This window comes from Izhakiella capsodis, assembly GCF_900115045.1.
GTDB lineage: Bacteria > Pseudomonadota > Gammaproteobacteria > Enterobacterales > Enterobacteriaceae > Izhakiella > Izhakiella capsodis.
Genome location: NZ_FOVC01000003.1, coordinates 204,802 through 230,854 on the forward strand (window position 1 = coordinate 204,802; position 26,053 = coordinate 230,854).

Annotated in this window: 26 protein-coding genes and 3 tRNA genes; 9 read left to right on the plus strand and 20 right to left on the minus strand. The window is 52.8% G+C overall.

Annotated features, from left to right (window positions below):
- Positions 1 to 63 precede the first annotated feature (63 nt).
- Positions 64 to 711: a 2,3-diphosphoglycerate-dependent phosphoglycerate mutase GpmB gene (gene gpmB, locus BM191_RS06950; RefSeq protein WP_092876524.1), complete on the minus strand. Its 648-nt coding sequence runs from the start codon at positions 709 to 711 to the stop codon at positions 64 to 66.
- Positions 712 to 762: 51 nt separating this feature from the next.
- Between gpmB and yjjX the strand changes: the two genes are divergently transcribed.
- Positions 763 to 1,290, plus strand: a complete 528-nt coding sequence (gene yjjX / locus BM191_RS06955) for an inosine/xanthosine triphosphatase (protein ID WP_092876526.1) — start codon at positions 763 to 765, stop codon at positions 1,288 to 1,290.
- Here yjjX and trpR read toward each other — a convergent pair.
- Together trpR and sltY are read right to left on the minus strand one after the other, a co-directional pair.
- The gene (gene trpR / locus BM191_RS06960) at positions 1,282 to 1,611 is read right to left on the minus strand and encodes a trp operon repressor (RefSeq protein ID WP_092876529.1); all 330 of its coding nucleotides are present in this window, start codon (positions 1,609 to 1,611) and stop codon (positions 1,282 to 1,284) included. The genes yjjX and trpR overlap by 9 nt on opposite strands.
- A gap of 54 nt (positions 1,612 to 1,665) precedes the next feature.
- Positions 1,666 to 3,588: a murein transglycosylase gene (gene sltY / locus BM191_RS06965; protein ID WP_092876531.1), complete on the minus strand. Its 1,923-nt coding sequence runs from the start codon at positions 3,586 to 3,588 to the stop codon at positions 1,666 to 1,668.
- 271 nt (positions 3,589 to 3,859) lie between these two features.
- Between sltY and deoR the strand changes: the two genes are divergently transcribed.
- Together deoR and ettA are read left to right on the plus strand one after the other, a co-directional pair.
- Positions 3,860 to 4,630 (plus strand): DNA-binding transcriptional repressor DeoR, encoded by a 771-nt coding sequence (gene deoR / locus BM191_RS06970; protein WP_092876767.1) that lies wholly within the window; start codon positions 3,860 to 3,862, stop codon positions 4,628 to 4,630.
- Positions 4,631 to 4,984: 354 nt separating this feature from the next.
- On the plus strand, positions 4,985 to 6,652 hold the full coding sequence (gene ettA, locus BM191_RS06975) for an energy-dependent translational throttle protein EttA (RefSeq protein WP_092876533.1): 1,668 nt from the start codon (positions 4,985 to 4,987) through the stop codon (positions 6,650 to 6,652).
- Between the two features lie 49 nt (positions 6,653 to 6,701).
- On the opposite strand, the gene nadR is transcribed toward ettA, so the two are convergent.
- From nadR to serB, 3 genes are read right to left on the minus strand one after another with little or no spacing between them, the layout of a single operon-like run.
- A complete protein-coding gene (nadR, locus tag BM191_RS06980) occupies positions 6,702 to 7,940 on the minus strand; it encodes a multifunctional transcriptional regulator/nicotinamide-nucleotide adenylyltransferase/ribosylnicotinamide kinase NadR (RefSeq protein WP_092876535.1) in 1,239 nt (412 codons plus the stop codon).
- A 58-nt stretch (positions 7,941 to 7,998) separates the two neighbouring features.
- Complete coding sequence (radA, locus tag BM191_RS06985) at positions 7,999 to 9,381, minus strand: DNA repair protein RadA (RefSeq protein WP_092876537.1); 1,383 nt, start codon at positions 9,379 to 9,381, stop codon at positions 7,999 to 8,001.
- Between the two features lie 11 nt (positions 9,382 to 9,392).
- Positions 9,393 to 10,370 carry a phosphoserine phosphatase gene (gene serB, locus BM191_RS06990; RefSeq protein WP_092876539.1) on the minus strand — a complete coding sequence of 326 codons (978 nt, stop codon included), beginning with the start codon at positions 10,368 to 10,370 and terminating at the stop codon, positions 9,393 to 9,395.
- A gap of 111 nt (positions 10,371 to 10,481) precedes the next feature.
- Between serB and BM191_RS06995 the strand changes: the two genes are divergently transcribed.
- On the plus strand, positions 10,482 to 11,168 hold the full coding sequence (locus BM191_RS06995; RefSeq protein ID WP_092876541.1) for a YtjB family periplasmic protein: 687 nt from the start codon (positions 10,482 to 10,484) through the stop codon (positions 11,166 to 11,168).
- Between the two features lie 225 nt (positions 11,169 to 11,393).
- On the opposite strand, the gene deoD is transcribed toward BM191_RS06995, so the two are convergent.
- The 13 genes from deoD to BM191_RS07060 all read right to left on the minus strand — a co-directional run bounded on the left by deoD (position 11,394) and on the right by BM191_RS07060 (position 23,289).
- Positions 11,394 to 12,113 carry a purine-nucleoside phosphorylase gene (deoD, locus tag BM191_RS07000; protein ID WP_092876543.1) on the minus strand — a complete coding sequence of 240 codons (720 nt, stop codon included), beginning with the start codon at positions 12,111 to 12,113 and terminating at the stop codon, positions 11,394 to 11,396.
- 54 nt (positions 12,114 to 12,167) lie between these two features.
- On the minus strand, positions 12,168 to 13,391 hold the full coding sequence (gene deoB / locus BM191_RS07005; RefSeq protein ID WP_092876545.1) for a phosphopentomutase: 1,224 nt from the start codon (positions 13,389 to 13,391) through the stop codon (positions 12,168 to 12,170).
- A gap of 62 nt (positions 13,392 to 13,453) precedes the next feature.
- Positions 13,454 to 14,722: a thymidine phosphorylase gene (gene deoA, locus BM191_RS07010; protein WP_092876547.1), complete on the minus strand. Its 1,269-nt coding sequence runs from the start codon at positions 14,720 to 14,722 to the stop codon at positions 13,454 to 13,456.
- Between the two features lie 58 nt (positions 14,723 to 14,780).
- Positions 14,781 to 15,560 (minus strand): deoxyribose-phosphate aldolase, encoded by a 780-nt coding sequence (deoC, locus tag BM191_RS07015; RefSeq protein ID WP_092876549.1) that lies wholly within the window; start codon positions 15,558 to 15,560, stop codon positions 14,781 to 14,783.
- 266 nt (positions 15,561 to 15,826) lie between these two features.
- Positions 15,827 to 16,606 carry a TatD family hydrolase gene (locus tag BM191_RS07020; RefSeq protein WP_092876551.1) on the minus strand — a complete coding sequence of 260 codons (780 nt, stop codon included), beginning with the start codon at positions 16,604 to 16,606 and terminating at the stop codon, positions 15,827 to 15,829.
- Positions 16,603 to 17,655 (minus strand): patatin-like phospholipase family protein, encoded by a 1,053-nt coding sequence (locus BM191_RS07025; protein WP_092876553.1) that lies wholly within the window; start codon positions 17,653 to 17,655, stop codon positions 16,603 to 16,605. The genes BM191_RS07020 and BM191_RS07025 overlap by 4 nt, the downstream gene beginning before the upstream one ends.
- Positions 17,656 to 17,827: 172 nt before the next feature.
- On the minus strand, positions 17,828 to 17,989 hold the full coding sequence (locus BM191_RS07030) for a DUF1328 family protein (protein WP_092876556.1): 162 nt from the start codon (positions 17,987 to 17,989) through the stop codon (positions 17,828 to 17,830).
- Between the two features lie 124 nt (positions 17,990 to 18,113).
- A complete protein-coding gene (gene osmY, locus BM191_RS07035) occupies positions 18,114 to 18,728 on the minus strand; it encodes a molecular chaperone OsmY (RefSeq protein WP_092876558.1) in 615 nt (204 codons plus the stop codon).
- 284 nt (positions 18,729 to 19,012) lie between these two features.
- The gene (gene prfC, locus BM191_RS07040; RefSeq protein ID WP_092876560.1) at positions 19,013 to 20,602 is read right to left on the minus strand and encodes a peptide chain release factor 3; all 1,590 of its coding nucleotides are present in this window, start codon (positions 20,600 to 20,602) and stop codon (positions 19,013 to 19,015) included.
- Between the two features lie 137 nt (positions 20,603 to 20,739).
- On the minus strand, positions 20,740 to 21,510 hold the full coding sequence (locus BM191_RS07045; RefSeq protein WP_143088797.1) for a hypothetical protein: 771 nt from the start codon (positions 21,508 to 21,510) through the stop codon (positions 20,740 to 20,742).
- Between the two features lie 229 nt (positions 21,511 to 21,739).
- Positions 21,740 to 22,438 (minus strand): pyrimidine 5'-nucleotidase, encoded by a 699-nt coding sequence (yjjG, locus tag BM191_RS07050; RefSeq protein WP_092876564.1) that lies wholly within the window; start codon positions 22,436 to 22,438, stop codon positions 21,740 to 21,742.
- A 31-nt stretch (positions 22,439 to 22,469) separates the two neighbouring features.
- Complete coding sequence (gene rimI / locus BM191_RS07055; protein WP_092876566.1) at positions 22,470 to 22,910, minus strand: ribosomal protein S18-alanine N-acetyltransferase; 441 nt, start codon at positions 22,908 to 22,910, stop codon at positions 22,470 to 22,472.
- The gene (locus tag BM191_RS07060; RefSeq protein ID WP_092876568.1) at positions 22,879 to 23,289 is read right to left on the minus strand and encodes a DNA polymerase III subunit psi; all 411 of its coding nucleotides are present in this window, start codon (positions 23,287 to 23,289) and stop codon (positions 22,879 to 22,881) included. Before BM191_RS07060 ends, rimI begins: the two co-directional genes overlap by 32 nt.
- Positions 23,290 to 23,395: 106 nt before the next feature.
- Between BM191_RS07060 and rsmC the strand changes: the two genes are divergently transcribed.
- From rsmC to BM191_RS07080, 4 genes are all read left to right on the plus strand, one after another.
- On the plus strand, positions 23,396 to 24,424 hold the full coding sequence (gene rsmC / locus BM191_RS07065; protein ID WP_092876570.1) for a 16S rRNA (guanine(1207)-N(2))-methyltransferase RsmC: 1,029 nt from the start codon (positions 23,396 to 23,398) through the stop codon (positions 24,422 to 24,424).
- Between the two features lie 154 nt (positions 24,425 to 24,578).
- Positions 24,579 to 24,665, plus strand: a tRNA-Leu gene (locus BM191_RS07070).
- 32 nt (positions 24,666 to 24,697) lie between these two features.
- Positions 24,698 to 24,784 (plus strand) — tRNA-Leu (locus BM191_RS07075).
- 32 nt (positions 24,785 to 24,816) lie between these two features.
- Positions 24,817 to 24,903: transfer RNA gene (locus tag BM191_RS07080), tRNA-Leu, on the plus strand.
- A 77-nt stretch (positions 24,904 to 24,980) separates the two neighbouring features.
- On the opposite strand, the gene BM191_RS07085 is transcribed toward BM191_RS07080, so the two are convergent.
- Entirely contained in the window at positions 24,981 to 25,229 is a 249-nt protein-coding gene (locus tag BM191_RS07085; protein ID WP_230479536.1) for a DUF1435 family protein, read from the minus strand.
- Positions 25,230 to 25,547: 318 nt separating this feature from the next.
- Between BM191_RS07085 and BM191_RS07090 the strand changes: the two genes are divergently transcribed.
- The gene (locus BM191_RS07090) at positions 25,548 to 26,012 is read left to right on the plus strand and encodes a YbaK/EbsC family protein (protein ID WP_092876574.1); all 465 of its coding nucleotides are present in this window, start codon (positions 25,548 to 25,550) and stop codon (positions 26,010 to 26,012) included.
- The last annotated feature ends 41 nt before the right edge of the window (positions 26,013 to 26,053 follow it).

The window sequence follows — 26,053 nt, forward strand, 5'->3', positions numbered from 1 at the left end:
GGGTGTATCTTTTGCGGTACGATTTCTCAGACCGGATTGTCGGCGACTACAACAATGCCTTGCTCAGCGTTGCAGCTCGTCCAGTGCCGGACCGTCCAGATGAGTGACATCGCCTGCCGTTTCCACTATCCAACCGGGGGCCAGCCAGGGACTTTGCTGATAATCGACGCGAGACAGTGAACAGTTACGCAAGCGCAGGCGACGTTCAGCGGATGGTGCGAGCCCAAGAATGGTACCAATCAGCACACCCAGCGCCATTCCATGACTAACCAGCAATGGACGGCTGCCTTGCGGCAGTTCCAGACAGCTATTCAGCACTGCGTGCATACGTGCTGCCATCTCCGCCATAGACTCACCTTGCGGGATACGCCCATCAACCGTACCGTCCAATAGTGCGCGTCGCCATCCCTCTTCTTCATCGGTCAGTGAAGATAACGGCCGCTGCTCCAGTACGCCCATATTAAGCTCGCGCAAGCGCGCGTCTTCGTGGGTTTCACATCCGCAGGCGTTAGCGATGATCTCCGCCGTTCTACGGGTGCGTCCTAAGTCGCTGGCAATAATATGTGTAATACCGAGCTGTTTGCTGCGCTCAGCCACCTGCCGCGCCTGGTATTCACCATTAGCGGTCAAGGGACTGTCAGATTGCCCTTGTAAGCGCCGCTCGGTGTTCCACAGAGTCTCTCCGTGGCGAACAAGATAAACCTGTAACATGTTTTTTCCCGTTATACTGCAATAAATTCACGTAATTACGTTGGAATAATTATGTACCTAATTATCGCCGCCACCACTAATCCTGCCAAAATTCAGGCTATTTCTGAGGGCTTCAGCGACTTATTTGAACATCAATCCTGCCATACAGAAGGGGTTGAGGTCGACAGTGGCGTAGCAGCACAGCCTACGACTAATCTGGAAACACGTACGGGGGCGCGTCAGCGCGTCGCTCAGGCTCGTCGACTTCGCCCAAACGCTGACTTTTGGGTAGCGATCGAGGCAGGAGTCGAAGATGGCAGCGCTTTTGCGTGGGTCGTGGTAGAAAATCAAACTCAGCGCGGTGAATCACGCTCTGCCAGCTTTATGCTACCCGGCGTAATCGTACAGAGCATAGCTAATGGCAAAGAGCTGGGTGAAGAGATGGCTCGTCTGACGGGCATTGAGAATATTAAACAAAAAGGGGGCGCGATTGGCGCATTTACCGCCGGGAAACTGAGCCGCACCCGCGTTTATTACCAGGCGGTTATTCTGGCGCTCTGCCCTTTCCACAATGCCATTTATCAGCAAAATTCAGACTGAACCGCGCTGAAGCAGTCGCTCCTCAAGCCAGGTTGTCAGCGCCTGCGGCGCGCTTTTGAGGCTGTTTGAACCCCGGGTAATGGTGGCCGTGCCGACGCCCAGCTCATTCTTCAATTCACGCTGGCTCATTTCCGCACGCATCAGCTCCTGAACAATACGCAGCCGCGTCCCCAGCGCTTCACGCTCATCGGGGGTCATCATTAGTTGTAACAACGGGAGCTGCAAGCCGTCATCATAGGCCTGCTGTAGCAGCGCCACAAAGCGAAGCCAGTCATCACTCTGCCGATCATCGGTGACGGAAAAAGCCGGATGCTGAAACATATTTAAGCTGCCATACTCGTTAACTAGTACAGCAGCATACCACAGTTTTGATCCTCAGTAATGGCGTTGCCATTCATCGGCGGAAAACAGCTTGTCCGATTGCTTCATAAAGTGCCGATAATAGACGTTATAAGCCAGCACGTTTTTCACGTAAAGGCGGGTTTCCGGGAAGGGGATCGTTTCAATAAAGGCGACGGGATCGAGACGCCCGTCACTGGCTTTTAACCAGCTGCGAACTCTTCCAGGACCGGCATTATAAGCGGCAGATGAGAATATGCGGTTATTACCAAACTGACGGTATAGGTAATCCAGATAGGCGGTACCGATTTCAATGTTAGTGTGCGGATCTAACAGCTGGCTTTTGTTGATGTAGCCCGGAATGCTGAACATCTTCACGGTTTGAGCTGCCGTAGCCGGCATCAGCTGCATCAGACCAGAAGCACCTACCGGCGAGCGGGCCTTAGGGTCCCAGGCACTTTCCTGACGCGCAATCGCCATTGCGTAGCTTTCCGGAATCGCTTTATTACGGGTATATTGAGTGAACTCGTCACGCCATGCCAAGGGAAAGCGCTCGGTGAGATTATTCCACAGCTTGCCGGTTATCGTGGCCTGAACGCTAAGATCCCACCAGTCATGCTTTAACGCATAACCGGCAAGCGCCTGCTGTTGCAATGAAGTTTTGCCAGCCAACAGCGAAACCCATTCGCTACGCGCCAGGTTATCCATTCCCCAATGCATCAGCTCACGGATCCGGGCAAGCGTTGCATCCTGAATGACCTCTGCACTGATTGCTGGCACCGGATCAATCCGCAGAGGGTAGGCGACGCCTAATCGCTGCGCCGCTACCATCGGGTAGAACCCCCGCTCCCGCATAAGCCTACGCAGAATGGCATCCGCTTCGTCTTTACGCCCCTGAGACAGCAGTAAATCGGCCTGCCAGTACTGCCACTCTTCCTTTTCTTTTGCCTCGACAGGCAGACGTGCCAGCCAGGTATTCAGTCCCCGGAGATCGTTATTGGCTAACGCCAAACGTATCCGCCGCTCTATCAAAGATACCGATTCACTGTCCATGATCACACTATCACGCCAGCGCGCCTGCTCAGAAGTCACATCGGTTCCAATAATACGCCAGACGACCGTCTCTTTCAGATCCTGAGCCTCCCGGTCGCTCATCTTTTGCAGCCGGGTAAGCGTAGGTATCATTGCGCGGGCATCTTCCGGGCTCTGGCGCGCCAGTCTGGCGAAGGCAAAGCTGGTCAGCTGACGGGTAAAATCGGTAGGCCCCACCTTAGCGGCAAAGTTTTCAACCGAGTCGGGATCATTTTGCAATTGGATAATCGCCTGGCCGATGGTTTTGTAGTCATCAGGAAGCTGTTTTGCAAGAGCGTCAACCAGGCTACCGTTACCGACTTTCATTGCCAGACGAATACGCTCCAGCGTGGCATCGGCAGTCTGCTGCCCGGCGGCCTGCCAGACGTTAAATAAATTATTACACGCTGCAGGCAAAGCGGTACCGCGTAACCAGATATCTTTTGCACCGTGCCAGGCAACCTCCTGCTGACCAGTCGCCCATTTTGCATAATACCAGTTACAACGTGCGGCAACGGGCCCCGGCTCTTGCGGGCTGAAGCTCAGTAGCCCCTTCCAGTCCTGACGTCTTGCTAACTCGTTAATAAAACGCGAATCCAGCGTGCGCACTGGAGGTAAGGTAGGGTAACGCTGAATAAACTGTCGCACCGCCAGGCTTGTCTCGTTTTGCAGATTCTGCGTCAGCCACCGATATTCGAGATAAGGATAGAGCGGGTAGTCGCGCAAGCCTGGCATCAACTGCTCAACCCGATCCATCTGATTGCTGTCCCAGGCCTGCTTAATCTGCTGATAACGATCGCGTTGGGCCTCAAGCGAGTCTGCCTGGGCCGTTCCAACCACCAGCGTCATACAGGTGCCCGCCATCCACCACTGCCATTTGTTTACCATGACCGTCCTCGCATGCTACCCGGGAATATAGGGTTAACTTTCAGGGTTATCTTTCCTCATGCTAACCGGGCTGCGCGCTGGTTACCATGACGATTATTCAAATTGTCACTGCAATTGACCTCTTTTAACGGCTAAGGTTTCACCGTTAACCTGTAGAGGAGGGTAATAAAGCCTGACTGTGGTGTCAGTCGATAACGACTATTTGCGGCTAACAGCGTTAAATGTATAGTGACGTAACGCGCTGACAACACGGGAATCGGACTACGCTATGATGGAAAACCGCCGCAATGAGCGCATCAGTAAGCTTATCCATGCGTTGAAACGCAAAGATAAAATACACCTTAAAGAGGCGGCACGCTTGCTTGGTGTATCAGAAATGACCATACGCCGTGATATGAGTGAAGAGAACACTGGCCTAGTCCTGCTCGGCGGCTATATCGTTAGCAATTTGCGCCACCATCATCATCACTATTTCCTTTCAGATCAGCAATCGCAAAACGTCGCGCGAAAACGCCGGCTGGCTGGTGTTGCGGCAGAATTAATCGAGCCAGATGACATTCTGTTTTTCGACTGTGGTACGACTATGCCCTGGATTATCGATGCAATACCGGAAGAGCTCCCCTTTACCGCTATTTGTTACGCCATGAATACGTTCGCCGCACTGAAAGAAAAGCCCGCCTGCCGGGTGTTATTGAGTGGCGGTGAATTCTCCGCTGATAACGCGATTTTCATGCCACTGGGTCCCCTCAGCTTGCTGGAGACGCTTTGCCCTGATAAAGCCTTTATCTCCGCTGCCGGCATTAACGTGAACCAGGGGGTGACCTGCTATAACCTTAACGAGCTACCCATGAAACATCGGGCGCTGCAGCGGGCCGAGACGTCAATCCTGGTTGCCGACAGCACCAAATACAACAAGGTACTGCCCGTAAGGATTGGTGAGCTTTCGCAGTTTGATATGTTGATTAGCGATCTCGCTCCGCAAGGCGATTTGAACCGCCAACTGGCTGAACACCAGGTGCGGCTGGCAGTCGCCGACAACTGAGCTTCACCACTTGCGCCCGGCGATTTTGCAACACGTCCCTCAGGGGTTAGCACAGTAAACCCGATCAGACTTTTCATCGCTCTGCGCTGAGACCATGAATCCCACTTCCGCTAAATCTGGCGGAATTGTTGAATCAGACCGCCATCAGGTTTTTTTTAGCACCGATCCCCCCCTGATATCTATCGCATTTTTTTTAATGTTAAAAATTAGAAGCAAACACAGGGAGTCATACACCTGGATCGCGCAAGAGGTTGGGTACATCGCTGTGATTAAGCCGCGAAAACGGCTAAACTTCGGGTTCAGTGTGGGCATGCTTCGCCCAACCCACCCTATCATTAAGAGGCTTGTAGCAACGTGGCTCAATTTGTCTATAGCATGCATCGCGTCGGCAAGGTCGTTCCGCCGAAGCGTCATATTCTGAAAAATATCTCTCTCAGCTTTTTCCCAGGCGCCAAAATTGGTGTTCTTGGCCTGAACGGCGCCGGTAAATCCACCCTGCTGCGCATTATGGCAGGCATTGATAAAGATATTGAAGGCGAGGCGCGTCCGCAGCCTGGCATTAGAATCGGCTACCTGCCGCAGGAGCCAAAGCTGGATCCGACGCACAGCGTTCGTGAATCGGTCGAGGAAGCGGTAGCCGAAGTCGTCAACGCTCTCAAACGCCTGGACGAAGTCTATACTCTGTACGCCGATCCGGATGCCGATTTTGACAAACTGGCAGCCGAGCAGGGCAAGCTGGAAGAGATCATCCAGGCCCATGATGGCCACAACCTGAATAACCAGCTGGAGCGGGCTGCCGATGCGCTGCGCCTACCAGATTGGGATGCAAAAATTGAAAATCTCTCCGGGGGGGAGCGTCGTCGCGTCGCGATCTGCCGCCTCCTGCTGGAAAAACCGGATATGCTGCTGCTCGATGAGCCTACCAACCACCTCGATGCTGAATCAGTTGGCTGGCTCGAACGCTTCCTGCACGATTTCGAAGGCACGGTGGTCGCTATCACCCATGACCGCTACTTTCTGGATAATGTTGCCGGCTGGATCCTCGAACTCGACCGTGGCGAAGGCATTCCCTGGGAAGGCAATTATTCTTCGTGGCTGGAGCAGAAAGATCAGCGTCTGGCGCAGGAAGCCTCTTCTGAAGCTGCTCGCCGTAAATCAATCGAGAAAGAGCTGGAATGGGTGCGTCAGGGTACCCGAGGGCGTCAGTCTAAAGGTAAAGCACGCCTGGCGCGCTTTGAAGAGCTAAACAGCACTGACTATCAGAAACGTAACGAAACCAACGAACTGTTTATTCCACCCGGCCCACGCTTGGGTGACAAAGTGGTTGAAGTACAGAATCTGAGTAAATCTTATGGCGATAAACTGCTGATTGATAACCTATCCTTCTCGCTGCCAAAAGGTGCCATCGTCGGTATTATCGGTCCGAACGGTGCCGGTAAATCCACCCTGTTCCGCATGTTGTCCGGCCAGGAACAACCTGATTCCGGTTCAATTGCGCTGGGCGACACCGTGAAGCTGGCATCGGTTGATCAATTCCGCGACGCAATGGATGATAAAAAAACCGTCTGGGAAGAAGTATCCGGCGGCCAGGACATTATGCGAATCGGTACCTTTGAAATGCCCAGTCGTGCCTACGTTGGCCGCTTTAACTTCAAAGGCACGGATCAGGGAAAACGCGTGGGTGAGCTATCTGGGGGTGAACGTGGCCGTTTGCATCTGGCCAAGTTGCTACAGGTTGGCGGTAACCTGCTTCTGCTCGATGAACCGACCAACGACCTTGATGTGGAAACCCTGCGCGCCCTTGAAACCGCGCTGCTTGAGTTTCCGGGCTGCGCAATGGTTATCTCCCATGACCGTTGGTTCCTCGACCGCATCGCCACCCATATTATCGACTATCAGGACGAGGGCAAGGTGGCGTTCTTTGAAGGTAATTTTACCGAATACGAAGAGTATAAAAAGCGCACGCTTGGTGCCGAAGCGTTGCAACCCAAACGCATGAAGTACAAGCGCATGACCAAGTAACGGCAAAAACGGCGGGATCTCCCGCCGTTTTTCTGCGTCTCCTGAGCCTTTACTGTCCGGCCGACTCCCCCAGCATCTCCCGTACCAGCTCAATACAACGCATAAAGCGTCGATCGTAGTCATCTTCGGTCACGTGCTTGTAGGGGATATGGTTCGCTTCAAGCAAACTAACCAATAGCGACTGAAACTCTTTGCGATCGACCGAGCTGCCAAGACTGCGCAGACCATCAGCAACCCAGGGCACATTGTTTTCTACCAGGATGACCAGATCAAAACGATACTCATCGATCAGCGCCTGCACAAAGGGATGCTCGCGGCCTTCGTACTTTTTGCAGAACGCCTGGGTGGTAACGAAATCGGTATCAACAAAGGCAACACGGTTGGCATATTTAACTGCAAAATCAATGTACTGTGCCTGGCCTAGCGCAATCTTGTCATAATCTGAATACTGCAGAGCCATTTCATCGCCACCGAGATGGGAAAACACGTAATCCCGTCCATACTCCCAGGCACTGGTGGTATTAAAGATTGTTGCCAGTTTGTTCACCAGCGTTGACTTGCCGCTCGACTCGCCGCCCAGAATAGCGACGGTACGCACGAAGAACGGCTTCACCTCAGTGGGAATATATTCCCAGTAGCGGAATGGATTGTGGCGAATCTGTGTGCCGCTGATATTCATAAAAGAACGCAGTGGATCGATGACGACCGCGTCAATTCCCAACCAGCGGCGAAACTGAGGTGCATCGCCTTCCTCGCTGGTATAGACCCGATCGGCCGTGATCCCTTTCGTAGCCATAAAGGCGCTGATGCCTTCGCTCCAGACGTCCCAACCGTGGGGATAAGGCTCCATACCCTGCTCGTTAAAAGAGTGAATATGAATATTTTTCTGATACTTAAAGGTTTGCAGCAGCCAGCGCAGACGGTCGCTTATCGTCGGCTGCTGAGACATGGCGCTGTTTTTGAACAACTGTAAATCTCGCGGTTCATCGTAACCCATGATGATATGTAGCTCGTCAACCTGACTGCAAGCCCGCTGAATCAGATAGATATGGCCGGTATGGAGCGGATAAAATTTGCCGAATACCACCCCAACCGTTTTTTCGCGCCGTGGAAACTCCAGACCAAGAAAACGGTGCAGCGCCTCCAGTTTCAGCGCACTGGGACTTTTGATTTTCGCATTCAGCAGCTGGCTGAGATAGCCTTTGGTCATCCCACTGGCATCTGCCACCTGCTGTAGCGTATGGCCCTGCTGACGAATCGCCGTTTTCAGATAGTCAAACGATGACAAGTTGCGCCTCCTGCAAAATAAAAGCAGTGCTGTTCAGTATGGCAGCACTGCCTGAAACTTAGAAATCGTCAAGGATCGTCAGCGCATCAGTCAGCTTCTTCACCCCAAAAATATGCATATTTTCCGGCGCTTTCTTCGGTACATTGGCATAAGGAACTATCGCCCGACGAAAACCATGTTTCGCCGCTTCGGAAATACGCTCCTGACCACTGGGCACCGGGCGAATCTCTCCGGCCAGCCCCACCTCACCAAACACCACCAAATCCTGTGGCAGTGGGCGATCACGCAAGCTGGACACCATTGACAGCAGTAGCGCCAGATCGGCGCTGGTTTCGGTCACTTTAACCCCGCCCACGACATTAACAAACACATCCTGATCGGCCATTTGCAGCCCGCCGTGCCGGTGCAACACCGCCAGTAAAATAGCCAGTCGATTCTGCTCTAGCCCAACAGCCACTCGGCGCGGATTAGACATCATTGAATGATCCACCAGCGCCTGAATCTCCACCAACAGTGGCCGGGTGCCTTCCCAGACTACCACTACCGAGCTACCGGAAGTGACTTCATCACTGCGACTAAGAAAAATAGCTGAGGGGTTACTCACCTCACGCAGCCCCTGTTCGGTCATGGCGAATACGCCCAGCTCATTCACCGCGCCGAAGCGATTTTTATGGCTGCGAAGCGTACGAAAACGTGAGTCGGCATCGCCATCCAGCAGGACCGAACAGTCAATACAGTGCTCCAGCACTTTCGGCCCCGCCAACGAGCCATCTTTAGTGACGTGCCCAACCATGACAATGGCCACGCCACGGGTTTTAGCAAAGCGAGTCAGCCAGGCGGCGGTTTCCCGCACTTGGGCAACACTGCCAGGCGATGACTGAATATCCGCCATATGCATGACCTGGATGGAGTCAATCACCATCAGCTGGGGCTGCTCCTGCTCCGCTATCAGACAGATCTGCTCAATGCTGGTTTCTGACAGCATGTGCAGATTCTCCGTTGGCAATCCCAGCCGGTGAGCGCGCATTGCAACCTGCTGCAACGACTCTTCACCGGTGACGTACAACGTTTTCATCTGCGTGGCTAGCTTACAAAGGGTTTGTAGCAGCAAAGTACTTTTACCGGCACCCGGATTCCCGCCGATAAGTATCGCGCTGCCCGGTACCACACCGCCGCCCAATACCCGATCAAATTCTTTAAAACCAGTGGAAAAACGCGGCAGCGCTTCGAGACTTATCTCGGAGAGTTTCTGCACGCGGCTGGCACCAGCGCTGCCGGCATAGCCGCTCAGGCGTTCATTACGGCCAGCGCCTGGTGAAGCCGCCAGCCGAACTTCCGTAATCGTATTCCAGGCGTGGCAGGCGCTGCACTGCCCTTGCCAACGTGGATAATCTGCGCCACATTCATTGCAAACAAATGCGCGTTTCGCCCCTTTCGCCAACGTAACCTCTGCTATTTTTCATCTGCGCTGAACGTACAGCTCAGCATACACCAGACGCCCATCAGGTCTGCATGACGGATCGAAACCTCCGCCTTCTCATTCACTTTAGGCTTGGCATGGTAAGCAATTCCCAACGCCGCTGTTTTCATCATGAGCAGATCGTTGGCACCATCGCCAACGGCCACGGTCTGCTCAGGCGGCACCTCAAACTGCTTCGCCAATTTAAGCAGCGTATCCGCTTTGAAACGGGCATCGATGATGTCACCTACCAGCCTGCCGGTCAGCTTACCCTCTTTTACTTCCAACTTATTGGCCACCGCCGCCGATAGATGCAGTCGGTCTCGCAAATAGTCAGCAAACCATGTGAAGCCGCCTGAGGCGATTGCCACGTGCCAGCCATGATCGTGCAATAAGGCAACCAGTTCGGTTAATCCCGGCATCAGCGGCAAGGTTTCGCGCACCTGATGCAAAATATCGGCATCCGCGCCGGTAAGCGTTGCCACGCGTTCGCGCAGACTGTCGGCAAAATCCAGTTCACCGCGCATGGCACGCTCGGTTACGTCCGCAACCTGTTCACCACAGCCGGCCAGTCGGGCAATCTCATCAATACATTCGATTTCGATTGCCGTTGAGTCCATATCCATGACCAGCAGACCGGGATGGCGCAGGGTAGGAAGGTTCGTCAACGGAGCCACATCCAGCGTTGATGCATGGGCAAGCATCAACGCGCCTTGCGTCAGCGGACCAGCCAGGCGAACGACCTGGTAATCCCCAATACGCCAGGCGCTGACGATCACCATCGCGCTGCCCAGGCTATGCTGAAATGCGGTCAGCGTCGCTTTATCCAGCTCGCGGCCATAAAGCAGCCAGCCCGAACGCCCGGCATGATAATCCAGCGGCATTACTTCATCTCCGCTCAGCGACAAGGGTAATCCCGGCCAAAGGGAAACATCGGCGGGCAGGTCACGCCAGGTAAGACGATTTGGCATCGCAGCTCCTGTATAGAGGGGGATATTTTAACCACCCAAGAGGCTACCTTGTCCGCAGCGCTTCTGGCAACATAAAGCGTCGAAAGGCCGTACATAATATGAAGGTGCCTCATGGTTAAAACCAAGCTCAAATTTCGTTTGCACCGCACGGTGATTGTATTGATCTGTCTCGCGCTGCTGGTCGCACTGATGCAGGGTGCGTCCTGGTTCAGCCTGGGACATCAGCGCGTTCAGTCGCAGCAAAGCGAGGAACTGGCGCATACCCTGACCCGTCAGGTCGCCTGGAGCCTGACGCCGCTGATGGATAACCCGCAGGATAATCAGGCGAAAATCGCGGAAATACTCAGCATATTAACGGATAACAGTCGCATCCTTGACGCTTCGGTTTATGACAGTGAGGGAAGCCTGATCGCCCATAGCGGCCAGACTATCAGCGTGCGCGATCGGCTGGCACTGGACGGAAAGCGTGCGGGCAGCTATTTCAACCATCAGATTGTACAACCGCTGGAAAGCAAAAGCGGGCCGCGTGGATTTTTACGCCTGACCCTTGACACCCACGTGCTGGCAACCGAATCACGCCAGGTGGACAACACCACCAACGTTCTGCGCTTAATGATGCTGCTGTCGCTTGCCATCGGCATTATTCTGACCCGCACACTGCTACGCGATCGCCGTACTCACTGGCAGCAATCGCCCTTTCTTTTGACCGCCAGTAAGCCGGTTAGCGAAGATGAGATCAAAGAAGAAAATTTACCGCCGAACGAACCGAATGTGAAAAACGAAAAAACCTCAGATTAACGAAACGAATTTTCGCGGGACCTGTTTACTGACGTTTCGCCTGAGCATTTCCTAGATCAAATGGCGAAATTAACGTCTTTTGGCTAAGCCACTCCCCCATTTTTCACGCTGGTTTGGTCTGCAAGGTTCTGGTTGACGTCGATCTTCAGAGCGCAGGCTAAAAGATAGCGGAGAAGATACCGTTAACCAAAAAAGGGGCTGAAAGAGGCCAGCCCCTGAACAGTATCAGGCTTTATCACCCAATAGCACCGATTCCAGCGCAATTTTTACCATATCGTTAAAGGTCGTCTGGCGCTCAGCGGCCGACGTTTGCTCATGAGTTCGAATATGATCGGAGACGGTGCAAATAGCCAGTGCTTTGGCGCCAAACTCGGCTGCCACGCCGTAAATTCCGGCAGCTTCCATTTCAACACCGAGAATGCCGTACTTTTCCATCACATCGAACATTTCCGGGTCCGGGCTGTAGAACAGATCGGCGGAAAACAGATTGCCAACTTTCGTCTCAACGCCCAGCATTTTCGCCGCGTCCACCGCACAGCGCGCCATGTCAAAATCGGCAATGGCGGCAAAGTCGTGGTCTTTAAAACGCATACGGTTCACCTTGGAATCGGTGCTGGCACCCAACCCAATGACCACATCGCGCAGTTTGATATCCGGGCGTACCGCGCCGCAGGAGCCGATGCGGATGATTTTTTTTACCCCAAAGTCGGTGATCAGCTCTTTGGTGTAAATCGAGCAGGAAGGGATACCCATTCCGTGACCCATGACTGAAATTTTCCGCCCTTTATAGCTGCCGGTATAGCCAAGCATGCCACGCACGTTATTCACTTCACGCGGACTTTCCAGAAAGTTTTCCGCGATGTGCTTTGCCCGCAGTGGATCGCCAGGCATTAAAACAACGTCAGCAAAATCGCCCATTTCAGCGTTAATGTGTGGAGTTGCCATGTTATTCCTCATTATTGCGCTCGCCGGATAGCCATCCGGCGTGATAAACAAAATTTACAGAATAGGTTTACCGTATTCCATATCAGATAAACCGAGATGCTTCGCTATCGTCTGACCGATATCAGCAAAGGTATCGCGATAGCCGCGCGAACCGGGCTTGACCCCATGACCGTAAATCAGCACCGGAATATGCTCGCGAGTATGATCGGTTCCCTGCCAGGTGGGATCACAACCGTGATCGGCAGTGAGGATCAGAATATCGCCCTCTTTCATCTGCGCCATCAGCTCAGGTAACCGACGATCGAACAGCTCAAGACCTGCAGCATAACCAGCAACATCGCGACGATGTCCCCAGGACGAGTCGAAATCCACAAAGTTAGTGAATACGATGCTATTATCCGGCGCCATTTTCATCTCTTTCACCGTGGCATCAAACAGCGCATCAAGGCCGGTTGCCTTCACTTTTTTAGTGATACCCACCTGGGCGTAGATATCGGCGATCTTACCCACTGAAATGACCTGCCCACCCTGCTCGTCAACCAGCTTTTTCAAAATGGTCGGTGCGGGTGGCTCCACCGCCAGATCGTGACGGTTACCGGTACGCTCAAACTCACCGGCCTTTTTACCGATAAAGGGCCGGGCAATAACGCGGCCAATGTTATAACCCCCGTTCGTCAGCTCCTCGCGGGCGATTTCGCACAAGGCGTACAGACGATCCAGGCCAAACGTCTCCTCATGACAGGCGATCTGGAAAACCGAATCGGCGGAGGTATAAAATATCGGCTTACCGGTTTTCATGTGCTCCTCACCGAGTTTATCCAGGATAACGGTTCCCGATGAATGGCAGTTGCCAAGATAACCCGGCAGATTAGCCTTTTTCACCAGGGTATCCAGCAGCGCCTGCGGAAAGCTATTTTCAATATCGCTGAAGTATCCCCAGTCAAACAGAACGGGAACGCCAGCGATTTCCCAGTGGCCTGACGGCGTATCCTTACCGGAGGATAGCTCACTGGCATAAGCATAAGCGCCCGTAATTTTTGCATTTCTGTCGAGTCCTGCCGGGAAGCGACCGGTTGACTCTTCAGCCGCTTTACCTAACCCCAAGGCCGTCAGATTCGGCAAATGGAGTGGTCCCTTGCGCCCTTTATCGGCCTCGCCTTTGAAGCAGGCTTCAGCGATATGCCCAAGGGTGTCAGATCCGGCGTCGCCGAATTTATCGGCGTCTTTACTGGCACCAATCCCAAATGAATCAAGTACCATAATAAACGCACGTTTCATACAAACCTCCTGCGTGTACACGCGACAGGTGAAATTAAGCGATCAGATCAGTATGCCGTTTCTCAAGAAATTCTGCGATAAATAAGTGGCGTTTCATCTACGGGTTCATCGCCTGGTATGATCGCGTTCCGGACGGCCTCTGCGGCTGCCAGCCAGCTATCTTCGCTGGCAGCATGAATTACCGCGAGTGGACGTGTGCTATCGATCCAGTCACCCATTTGCACCACCTCACTCAATCCAACGCTGTAATCAATGGTATCGCTGGCGCGGCGTCGCCCACCCCCCAGACTCACCACCGCCATTCCCAGCGCACGGGTATCCATCCGGGTGACATAGCCAGCCTGCTGAGCGAACACGGCCTTACTTATCGTCGGCGCGGGCAGGTAGCTGTCCATCCTCCCGACAAAGTCATTCAGGCCGCTTTGTGCGGCGACCATCCGACCAAAGGTTTCCGCTGCGCTGCCGTTATCCAGAACGCGCTGCAGCTGACAGCGAGCATCGCGTTCATCCTGCGCCAGACCGCCTGAAATCAACATTTCCGCACTGAGCGCCAGTGTCACCTCCAGCAGGCGTGGCTGGCGGCGCTCGCCGGTCAGGAAGTCAACCGCCTCCCGAACCTCCAGCGCATTACCGGCACTGGAAGCCAGTACCTGGTTCATGTCAGTGAGCAATGCCGTGGTCCGGCAGCCAGCGCCATTGGCCACGCCCACGATGGCCTGCGCCAGCTGCTGCGAGAGTTCGAAGGTCGGCATAAACGCTCCCGACCCCACTTTGACGTCCATCACCAGCGCATCCAACCCTTCGGCTAACTTTTTCGCCAGAATGGAAGCGGTAATCAGCGGAATAGAATCAACGGTAGCCGTAATGTCGCGTGTGGCATAAAAACGCTTATCGGCCGGGGCCAGCGCGCTGGTCTGGCCGATAATGGCCACGCCGGTTTGCTTGATGATCCGGCGAAAGCGGCTTTCATCGGGGAAAATATCAAATCCCGGAATTGACTCAAGCTTATCCAGCGTTCCCCCCGTATGCCCCAGGCCCCGGCCTGAAATCATCGGCACGTAGCCACCACATGCGGCCACCATCGGTCCCAGCATCAGGGAGGTCACATCGCCGACGCCGCCGGTGGAGTGCTTATCAACAACCGGCCCATCAAGGGAGAGCGATTGCCAGTTAAGCACCGAACCAGAGTCGCGCATCGCCATCGCCAGCGCGGCGATCTGCCCTTCAGAAATAGTATTGTCACGAACGCCGTTAATGAAAAAGCGAATTTCTTCCTCATCCAGCGCTCTGCCATCGCGTTTTTTTCGAATGATTTCTTGTGGAAGAAGCATCAGTGCCTCCGGTGCTGGCATACAAAGAAAATGCGCCCGATCGGCGGGCGAAAAAAGATTAATACTGGCTGTCGCTGACTACGCTGCGATAACCGGCTGCGTTTAACAAGCTGGTCAGCAGGCTGGAAGCGCCAAAGCGGAAATGGCGCGCCTCAGCCCAGCCCGCACCGAGAATGTCATCGGCTAACTGCAGATAAATCGCCGCGTCTTCAACAGTTCGTACTCCCCCCGCTGGCTTAAAGCCAACGCGGTCCGCAACGCCTTTATCTTTGATAACGCGCATCATGATTTCGGCGTATTGCGGCGTGGCATTAACCGCAACCTTGCCGGTAGACGTTTTAATAAAATCCGCCCCGGCGTCAATGGCAATCTCTGAGGCTTCACGGATCAATGCTTCTTGTTTCAGCTCGCCAGTCTCGATAATCACTTTTAGCAGTACGCCGGACTCATCACAGGCGGTTTTGCAAACCTTAACCAGCTCAAAACCACTATCCCGATTGCCTGCCATCAGGGCGCGATAGGGAAACACGACATCGACCTCGTCGGCTCCGTAAGCGATAGCGGCACGGGTTTCCGCCAGCGCAATTTGCACATCGTCATTACCATGCGGAAAATTGGTCACCGTGGCGATACGCACATCCGGCGTTCCCTGCTCCCGCAGCGCCTTACGCGCAATCGGAATAAAACGCGGATAAATGCATATTGCGGCGGTATTGCCTACCGGAGATTTAGCCTGATGACAAAGGGCAATGACCTTTTCATCGGTATCATCATCATTCAGGGTCGTTAAATCCATCAGCTTGAGCGCACGAATGGCGGTGGCTTTAATATCAGTCATTTTGTACTCCGGTTAACAGGACAGGATTGTTATGATCGAGATTAATGTGATTATTATAACATTACGATCAGTCTATTCGTACGGTTCTGATCGGCTCGCTGAAATTAAAAAGTTATTATTTCGATAATAATTAACTATTAATCACAATTAAAAGTTCGAAACCGGTAAAAAACCCGCCGGCAGAGAATGTTGTAAAAATAACATTGAAATGACCCGGCGGTTGTTTTACTGGCGGATGATGGTGTTATTTCAGAGAAAAGGCGGACTCAGATAGCAAACAGAGCGCGGGTGTTGGCGCGAATGGTTTCGGCAATCAGCTGTGGTGATTCACTGCGAAGTTCGCAAAGCACGCGCCACACATCAGCAAGACGCTCTGGCCTGTTAAGCTGGCCCTGATACCCTTGCAATGGCATATCCGGCGCGTCGGTCTCCAGCAGCAACGATGAGAGCGGCAGCTGAGCGATAGTCTGGCGGGTTTTGCTGGCACGTGGCCAGGTTATTGTGCCACCCACACCAATTTTATAACCAAGTGCAATAAAAGCCCTGGCCTGGACCAGGCTACCCGCAAAGCCGTGGATAACGCCACCGCGCCCCAGGCAGATTCGACGCAAACGCTGAGCGAGCTTATCGTGTGCACGGCGGGAGTGAAGAATAACCGGAAGATCGTAATCACGGGCTAACCGCAACTGCGCATCCAGCAGCGCCAGCTGGCGCTCAAACTGCGGCTGCGGGATAAATAAATCCAGGCCGATTTCGCCGATAGCCACCAGCTTGGGGAGACGCTGATGCAGGAGATCTGCCAGAACGGCCAGATCGTCATCCTCACGATGAGTGTCGATAAAAACGGGGTGCATTCCCAGCGCCGCATAGAGCGGCGGCCACGCATCCGCCAGCTTCAGCACGCCGTTAAACCGGGCAGCCCCGGTTGCGGGTACAATAATTTTTTCAATGCCTGCGGCGGCGGCGCGTTGCAAACTGTGGGCTTCATTGCCGCTAAAAGGAGGGAAATCAAAATGGCAGTGGGTATCGACAAAGGTCGCGCTCATGCCCGCGACCCCTCATTATAGTCGGCATCGTTTCCCACCGACGGATCAGCAGGCAGAGGCCTCAGACTGACCGAGTTGGCTACCGGCGCGGGCGGCACCACCGGAAGTGGCGGTAGGGAAATTTCACCGCCTTCCAGCCAGCGCCCAATCGTTGAAAGAAAGTAACGCCCGCAGCGACGTCCCAGGTGATAGTCCTTATTAAGCGAAGCGACGCGGCTGCCCAGCGCCATGCTCATCAACGGCTCCGGTGGATAAATTTCGAGAATACGTAATCCATCTGGCGGATTATCGATAAAGTGCTGGATCTCACGATAGCTAGCCTCATGGACCTGCAATAAATTGACCAGCGGCTGTAAAGCGCTTTCACTTAGCCAGCGCTCCACTCGCTTTATCCATTGCGGTGCATAAACCATCCTCGAGGGGACGGTTCGGATGACAACGATAGTTTGCGCCCCCAGCCGCGCCGCTTCCCGTACCGGAATGGCATCAGTAATACCACCATCCAGATAACTCACGCCCTCCAGCATCACGCCGGGTCGATAGAAGCCGGGTATCGCGCTTGAAGCACGGATGATATCCAGCCAGGTATCCGGCGTCGGTTTAAAGTAAAAAGCTTGATAATCATCACTGCGACAGGCACACATATAAAAGTTTTTACCACTATCAAAACGCACACCGGCAATATTCATCGCCAGCGGCAGCTCTGCTTTGGTGGTATCCACCAGCCAGTCGAGATCAATGAGATGGCCGCCGCGCACAAAACGCAACGGGTTAAAAAACTGTTTACGGGTGGTGTAACAGGTAATCACACGTCGGGCATAACCCGGCTGATCACAGACGAAAGCGGAAAGATTTTGTGCACCGGCTGAGGTGCCAAGATAGAGATCGAACGGATCAAACCGCGCCCGTTGAAACGCATCCAGCACGCCAGCGGTGAAAATTCCGCGCTGCCCGCCCCCTTCACAAACCAGCGCCAGTTTACCTGAGCGGAAAGGTTGCAGCATCAGCGGCTCGATGTTACCCAACGTGACGGGAATATGTTTACCCACATCCTTGGCTCCGTAGCGAAACAGCCTGAGCGTAACAGATAAATGACGCGCAACGCTGTACCAAAAAAGCCTATTCACCAATACAAAAAGGCATCCCGCAGAGATGCCTTTTTACATTCAACCTGATTGCCGGTCGCTGGTACGGGCTGATAAACCAGAAAGACCTACCAACTTATAACCGTTTACGTCCGGTAAACAGGCTGACCAGAAAAATAATAATTGCCACAACGAACACTATTTTCGCTGCCATCGCCGCGGTACCGGCCAGGCCTCCGAATCCAAGAGCGGCGGCAATAATAGCAATAATCAGAAAAATAATACCCCAACGTAACATAAGCCTCTCCTCACCATAATAATAATTGAATTACTTTCTGTTTTTCATCAGCGCGAGATAGCCACTGACTATTTCTTCCGAATTCTTTCAGGCTAACCGTGCTCTCACTCCCGGTCTCAATACTTTACTGCTTTACAGTAAGATCATTTTTAACGCTTTTGACGCCTTCAATGGCTTTGGCTATCCCTTCGGCGCGCTGTAACTGCGCCTGACTGTCGACCGTTCCGGAGAGCTGCACGACGCCATTGGTGGTACTTACTTTGATTTTCCTTGATGGAACAATGTCATCAGCTATAAGCTTAGCCTTTATTTCACTGGTCGTTGCAGCATCGCCCACATAATCTTTGAACGTTTGCTGAGCGCTATCCTGAACGCGCAGTTTGTCGCTGACAGACCGCACGCCCGTCACGCCCTTCGCCACCATCACCGTTTTTCCAGCCAGATCCTGTGAAGGAACAATCCCCTCCAGCGTAACCACGCCTTGGTGCGTATTTACAGAAATATCACTGCTTTTAATTGTGCTGTCGTTAAGTAAGGCCGCTTTAACTTTCGCGGTGATACTGCTGTCGCTCATGTAGCCATCGACTTTTTTCATTGAACTATCGATTTTCGTCCCGGCATCGCTCAGCGCCGCTTTCGCCTGGCCCGTAAAAGTATCCTCTGAAAATGCGGTACCGCTTAGCAAGGCAGACCCCATCACGATTGCCATCAGGCTTTTTGTCAGCTTCGTTTTATTCATCGATCTCTTCCTTCTTACTTAATCCGCCCACAATGTGAGACTTCCAGCTACAAACGGCGTGGCCACCAGGAAACATGAAGGCATTGATGCCGAATTAATTTGCGTCCTGCGTTAATTAATATAGTGCTTTTGGTGAATATCACCTGTGCAAAGGGAGGATTTGCGTATAAAAACGATGAAAAGCAGATTTTTTAGGAGGGTTCTGCAAAAATAGCCAAAAAAAGCTGGCTCTGAAAATCAGCACCAGCATGATAGACAAACCTGCACGGCAGGGTTTTACGCGCTTAGTGTTCGCGGGTTTTACGAAAAGTCACGTCAGGAAAACGTTCCTGAGTCAGATTGAGGTTGACCATAGTCGGAGCTATGTAGGTCAGGTTATCACCGCCATCCAGTGCCAGATTTATTTCATTTTTACGCTGAAATTCATCAAACTTCTTAACATCAACGCTTTCAACCCAGCGCGCGGTAGACACATTGACCGACTCGTAAATCGCCTCAACGTTATATTCACTTTTCAGGCGGGCCACCACGACGTCAAACTGCAGCACGCCAACTGCGCCAACAATCAGATCGTTATTGGCTATTGGGCGAAACACCTGAACGGCCCCCTCTTCCGATAGCTGAACCAGACCTTTTAATAGCTGTTTTTGTTTCAGCGGATCACGCAAGCGAATGCGGCGGAAAAGCTCCGGCGCAAAGTTCGGGATACCAGTGAACTTTATATTTTCGCCTTGGGTAAACGTATCGCCAATCTGGATGGTGCCGTGGTTGTGCAATCCGATAATATCGCCCGGATACGCTTCTTCAACATGCGCACGATCGCCAGCCATAAAGGTCAGCGCGTCGGCAATCACAACGTCTTTACCGGTTCGCACTTGGCGCAGCTTCATCCCTTTTTCATACTTGCCAGAAACGACACGCATAAAAGCAACACGATCCCGATGCTTAGGGTCCATATTTGCTTGAATTTTGAAAACAAAACCACTGAACTTATCATCACAAGCTTCAACGCGACGCGTATCGGTAACCCGAGGCATCGGTGCCGGCGCCCAGCTCACCAAGCCGTCGAGCATGTGATCCACGCCAAAGTTGCCAAGAGCCGTACCAAAGAATACCGGTGTCAGCGCGCCAGCCAGAAATGCGTCTTTATCAAATTCATTTGAGGCACCCTGTACCAGCTCCAGCTCCTCGCGTAGCTGTTTTGCCAGATCTTCACCCACGGCGTCATCAAGTTCAGGATTATTCAGCCCTTTAACAACGCGTTTTTGCTGGATCGTATGGCCCATACCGGATTGGTAAAGATAGGTTTCATCGTTGTAAAGGTGATAAACCCCTTTAAATAGCTTACCGCAGCCGATTGGCCAGGTTATCGGCGCACAGGCGATTTTCAGTTCGCTTTCCACTTCATCAAGCAACTCCATCGGATCGCGAATATCACGATCGAGCTTATTCATAAACGTCAGTATGGGCGTATCACGCAGGCGCGTCACTTCCATCAGCTTACGGGTGCGATCCTCAACCCCTTTTGCCGCATCGATTACCATCAGGCAGCAGTCGACGGCGGTCAGCGTGCGATAAGTATCCTCCGAGAAGTCTTCATGCCCCGGTGTATCAAGCAAGTTTATCAGCGCTTCACGGTAGGGAAACTGCATGACCGAAGTGGTAATTGAGATACCACGCTGCTTTTCCATCTCCATCCAGTCTGACTTGGCATGTTGGCTGGAGCCGCGTCCTTTTACCGTACCTGCGGTCTGAATTGCCTGTCCGAACAACAGCACCTTTTCAGTGATGGTGGTTTTACCGGCATCCGGGTGAGAGATAATGGCAAAAGTGCGGCGACGCGCAACCTCTTGCATAAATGGCGCATTAGACATATCGATTTGATTCGCTCAGTCAGGCCGCATCGCCAGTTCAGGGCCAGCGTACAGCACATCGTTAATAACAATGGTCTGCATTTTCGCCGATTGGCCGATGAGAAACAATCACTGTAAGGAGATTGTCAAACGGAGGATCAATGCCGCCCCGACCAAACCAGGGCGATACCGCTGACATCTCTCTGCTGAAGGGTGAACACCAGTTCCATACCATGATAATGATAAGTGCGACGCTGGACGTCGTTATAGCGCTCATGAACCCCTGCACCATAGGCTTGCAATAGCGCCTGCTCGGAAGAGCCTATGTGGATCCCTCGAGCAGTCATAAGCTCAGGGGAGAGCAATGTAATCTGCGCAATGCGATAGCTGTCGATACTCCGCTGCTGCTTATCCCAATCAAGATTGGAGGTGTAGAGGGTGAAGTCTTCGTAACGATGGCGATAAAACTTATACTCACTGTTTTCCGGCGAGGCGCCGACGTAATGGCTGCTATACATGGTTCCCAGACGAACGGCGAGCTGCGCATTCCACGGCTCCATCAGCGCCACGGGAAGCTGGTTGATCGTCACCAAAAAATCCTGTTTGTGTAACTGCAACGATCTGTCAATTTGGTTGACGAAGGTATCATGTCCCGTGGATACAGCGGCCTCAGCCGCTTCTACTGGCTGGCAAGTCAAGCCTGCAGCCATCATGACTGCAATCATCACTTTTAGCATTACGATGCTTCCGCTAGCACTCAACGACAGGTGCCGCCGACTCAGCTGCAACAGTAAAGATGTAGAGTGGTCAGCAGTTACCTGGTGTATTGAGTTTCCGATTAAAGAGCAACAGCCTTTCGATAAATCGACGTTGTTCAGATATAGTCCCGGCATATCAGTCAGGTGATCGTCTTCCTGCACAGCAGACATCGCTCCCGACTGAGGCATCACGCTCAAAGGGCTGTCGCGTTGAGACAAACGGCGTTTACCTGCGCGACATTCGTCCCGGCCCCTTGTGGATGACAGCTTTGGAAGTGTGGCCCGAAAGGCCGTTAAAATGCCACCCTTTTTACGTTTCCATAATAACCCGCCCGGCGGTTCATAATTTGCATCTTTTGTACAAACTCATTGATGATTTCAAAGATGAATACCGGACTGATTATTGACCCTCTACGCCGTCCGGCAGAAGGCGATCCTGTAGCTCCGCGAGCGATGAAACCTGCCAATCAGGCTTAATCGTTTCCGGCTGCGCACGGCCATCAGCGTTCAGCCAACAGGTGGTAAAACCGGCATTAATGCCACCGAGAATATCGGAGTCAGGGTTATCGCCCACCATCATCACCCGCTGGCGGGATGGATTGCCCATCAGCGTGAGAGCATGCTCAAAGATGGCCGGCTGGGGCTTTGCCACACCAATCTGCTCGGAGATGACAACAAATTCGAAGTGATCCATAAAACCCGTGCGCGCCAACCTCACCTTCTGTAACGCGCTGAATCCATTAGTTATAATTCCCATTTTTACGTTATCTTTTAGCGCATTGAGCAGACTGGCGGCTCCCGGCAGAGGCAAACAGATATCCGCCATGGCTTCCAGAAAACCGCCATTTAATTCCTGAGGCTCTACCCTGAGTTTTTCCGCCCAGCCGACGAAACGCCGGTGCTGCAATTGCAGGGCGGTAATGGCACCATTCTGATACGCGATCCAAAGCGGTTTGTTCACCGCCTGATAAGCGGTGTAATCATCATGAGTAAAATCGACATCATAACGCCTGAACATCTGCTGAAGCCCGGCATAGGCATCAAAATGAAACAGCGTGTCGTCGGCATCGAAAAGGATCCAGTCCCAGTCTGTCAGCATGACTTTTATCCTGTCATTAAAAAAAAAGAGGTTATAACGTCAGCGCCATCACGATGGCATCTTCGCGCCCCGTCGCCGTAGGGTAATAATGGCGTCGTAATGACACTTCATTGAACCCTAGCTGCTGATACAACGCCAACGCGGGCTGATTAGAGGCCCGAACCTCCAGCCAGAGCGTCATAACATTTTGCTGTTGAAGCTCGCCAAGCAGATAGCTTAGCAGCTGGCGCCCTAAGCCCCGACGCTGATAATCGGGATCGACGGCAAGATTAAAAAGCGTGGCTTCATCAAGCACCACCTGGGTAATGGCGAATGCCGCCATAACACCATCACTTTCGAGACGCAAATTATGGAACCGCTCGCCCTGATTGGCATTCAATGTTTGTGCGCTCCAGGGAAAAGCGTGGCTTCGCCGTTCGATTTCAAGCGCCCGTTGAAGATCAGCGGTTGTCAGTAAAGAAATGTTGTTCATATTTGCATATTTGCTGCCAGAGCGCCCGTTTGGCATTGGCATCGTAATAGAGTGTCTCCAGCGCCTGGCTGGCCAGCGTAATCCCCTGCGAATTGGCAATGTCAACGCCCAGATACCACCGAGGGCAAGAGAGAGTAGTGCTAACCATCGCCAGCTGATCGGGTGTCAGCGTAAATACGTGCTCCGGAGTCAGCATTAGCGCTTTAAGCACATCGGCTATCAAAGGCTCATCCGCCGCAGGAGGCACATCCGTCACAATTAGCAATTGCGTTGAAGGCGGAACTACCACGGCAATCTCCCCCCGCAGTACCTGAGGGCGGCGAAGGCGATACTGGGTTATCCCCATTTGTTCTAATAACCAGTCGCGTCTGGACGACATAACGCCTCCTGTCCGGCAGTTCAAATGCCAGGCTATGCTAGCAAACCCATCGAATCTGTGCCAACAAACCACTATAATCGCCGTTCTGATTACACAGGAGTCATTGATGTCAGCTTATACACCGGCCAGCGAAGTTATCCTGCGCCACAGTGATGAATTCACCGAACGCCGCGTACTTTTTGCCGGCGACTTGCAAGATAGCCTGCCCGGCGAGCTGAATACAGCGCTGAGCAAGGCATACAGTCAACAATATCATCACTGGCAGGCGCTGAACCGTCTGATGGGCGAACGTGCGCACTACGGCCTGACAGCCGATGCCCAGACAACCGCAGACTGCGATACCCTCGTTTATTACTGGCCGAAGAATAAGCCAGAAGCCAGCTATCAGCTGCAAAACCTGTTGTCACTACTACCTGCAGGCAGCGATGTTTTCATTGTTGGCGAGAATCGCAGCGGCGTGCGCAGCGCCGAACACATGTTTTCAGACTTTGGTAGCCTCAGCAAAATTGACAGCGCGCGTCGCTGCGGGCTTTATCACGGCAGACTGGAAACTCAGGCGACCTTTGACGCTGACGCCTGGTGGAATTGCTACATGCTGAACGGGTTGACAATCAAAACCTTGCCAGGTGTGTTCAGTCGCGACGGGCTGGACGCAGGCAGCGCGTTGCTGCTTTCAACGCTGCAACCGCACACGAAAGGGAAGGTACTGGATGTCGGCTGCGGCGCAGGCGTTTTGTCTGCCGTACTGGCCAGCCATTCGCCTAAAGTTCGCTTATGGCTGTGCGATGCCAGCGCAACCGCAATCAGCGCCAGCCAGGCCACGCTGGCGGCCAACAACTTTGACGGCGAGGTTTTTGCCAGCAATGTGTTCAGCGAGGTAACTGCCCGCTTTGATCTCATTTTATCGAACCCGCCGTTCCATGAGGGCACTCAAACCAGTCTGGATGCCGCACAAGCGCTGATTCGCGGATCGGTAAAGCATTTAAACAGCGGCGGCGAGCTGCGTATAGTGGCTAACGCTTTTTTGCCCTATGCGCAGATCCTGGATGAAGTATTTGGCCAACATCAGGTATTGGCACAAACCGGGCGTTTCAAAGTCTATAGCGCCATCTATGGACATACAGCCCGACGTTAGTTAATCAGTTAGCGATGTCGATGTAATCCTTAGCGGCGGTGGTAGCGTGGTTTTTACAGTAATCTCATCAGCATATTGAAATAATCATTGACGCGACCTGTAAAAACACTAGAATTCGCCCCCGTGGTTGCAATACTAAGAGTATTGCGGGTAAGCGAAGGTGGCGGAATTGGTAGACGCGCTAGCTTCAGGTGTTAGTGTCCTTACGGACGTGGGGGTTCAAGTCCCCCCCCTCGCACCATGCGACGGAGAAATAGAAAAACATAATACAGTGCGAAGGTGGCGGAATTGGTAGACGCGCTAGCTTCAGGTGTTAGTGTCTTTACGGACGTGGGGGTTCAAGTCCCCCCCCTCGCACCATGCGACGGTTCAATCTTTCAACATAATACAGTGCGAAGGTGGCGGAATTGGTAGACGCGCTAGCTTCAGGTGTTAGTGTCCTTACGGACGTGGGGGTTCAAGTCCCCCCCCTCGCACCACGTCTTGTTTGTTTTAAATCAGATATCGTCGTTCTCTCAACCGCAGTCCACTCATCGCGATTATGCTACCTGTACGCTCACTGCGAGGAAGCATGGAGCGTAACCGCCAATAATCCCGCACCCAACGCCATGCATGAAGGCAGCAGAATATAATGGCGCAGGCGTGAATGGAAAAGCATCGCTACCGTCATCAGTAAACCCAGTGCGATCAGTAGTCGCCAGGTTTCAGAAGAAAGCTTCATTGAGGCAAGTAAAGGCATCACTAACAGCGCTACGACTGCACCCCAACCACTTTCAAGCGTTTTAGCCAGCATCGTTTCCCCCATCCCGTCCATTGACAGCCGATGACTACCATGCAGATTTAATGATAATGATTATCATAATCATATACTAGCTTTTATTAATTGTGCAAAATAGGGACAAATTTATCGCCATCAAATTAACCTGACATGGAGGGGATAAAATCATTGGGCGCGCTATTCGATATTCTCAATAACGATCTGGCTGAACTTTCCGGTAGATTTTTTTATTTATCCGATTAGGCTGAATCCGTTGGTATTCTAAAACGCTCAGGATAGACAGACTGATTTACACATTGCTGACAGTATGGCAAATTCATTGGCTTTTCCGTAGAGAGCCACCCCATGAGCCTGGAGTCCGTGCGCGATTACTTCGCCGAACACGCCCCCGATATGACCATCATTGAACTCAACGAAAGCACCGCCACCGTAGAGATGGCAGCCCGTGCTCACGGCGTTTCACCAGGCCAGATAGCTAAAACACTGTCGTTAATGGTGAAGAATAAGGTGATACTGATTGTTACCCGGGGCGACACGCGTCTTGATAATCAAAAGTTGAAGGAGGTGCTAGGTGCTAAAGCCCGGATGCTAAGCGTTGACGAGGTGGTCAACTGGACCGGCCACCCGGTTGGTGGCGTTTGCCCCTTCGGGTTAGAGAACCCATTGAGCATCCTGTGCGACCTTTCATTAAAAACCTATGATGAGGTGCTGCCGGCCGCTGGCTCAATCAATAGCGCAGTACGTATCAGCCCACAGCGTATGGCTGAGCTAACCAACGCTCGTTGGGTCGATGTCTGCCAGCCGTTATAAACCCCGCTCCCGATCGCAACCGGAACCGGAACCGGAACCGG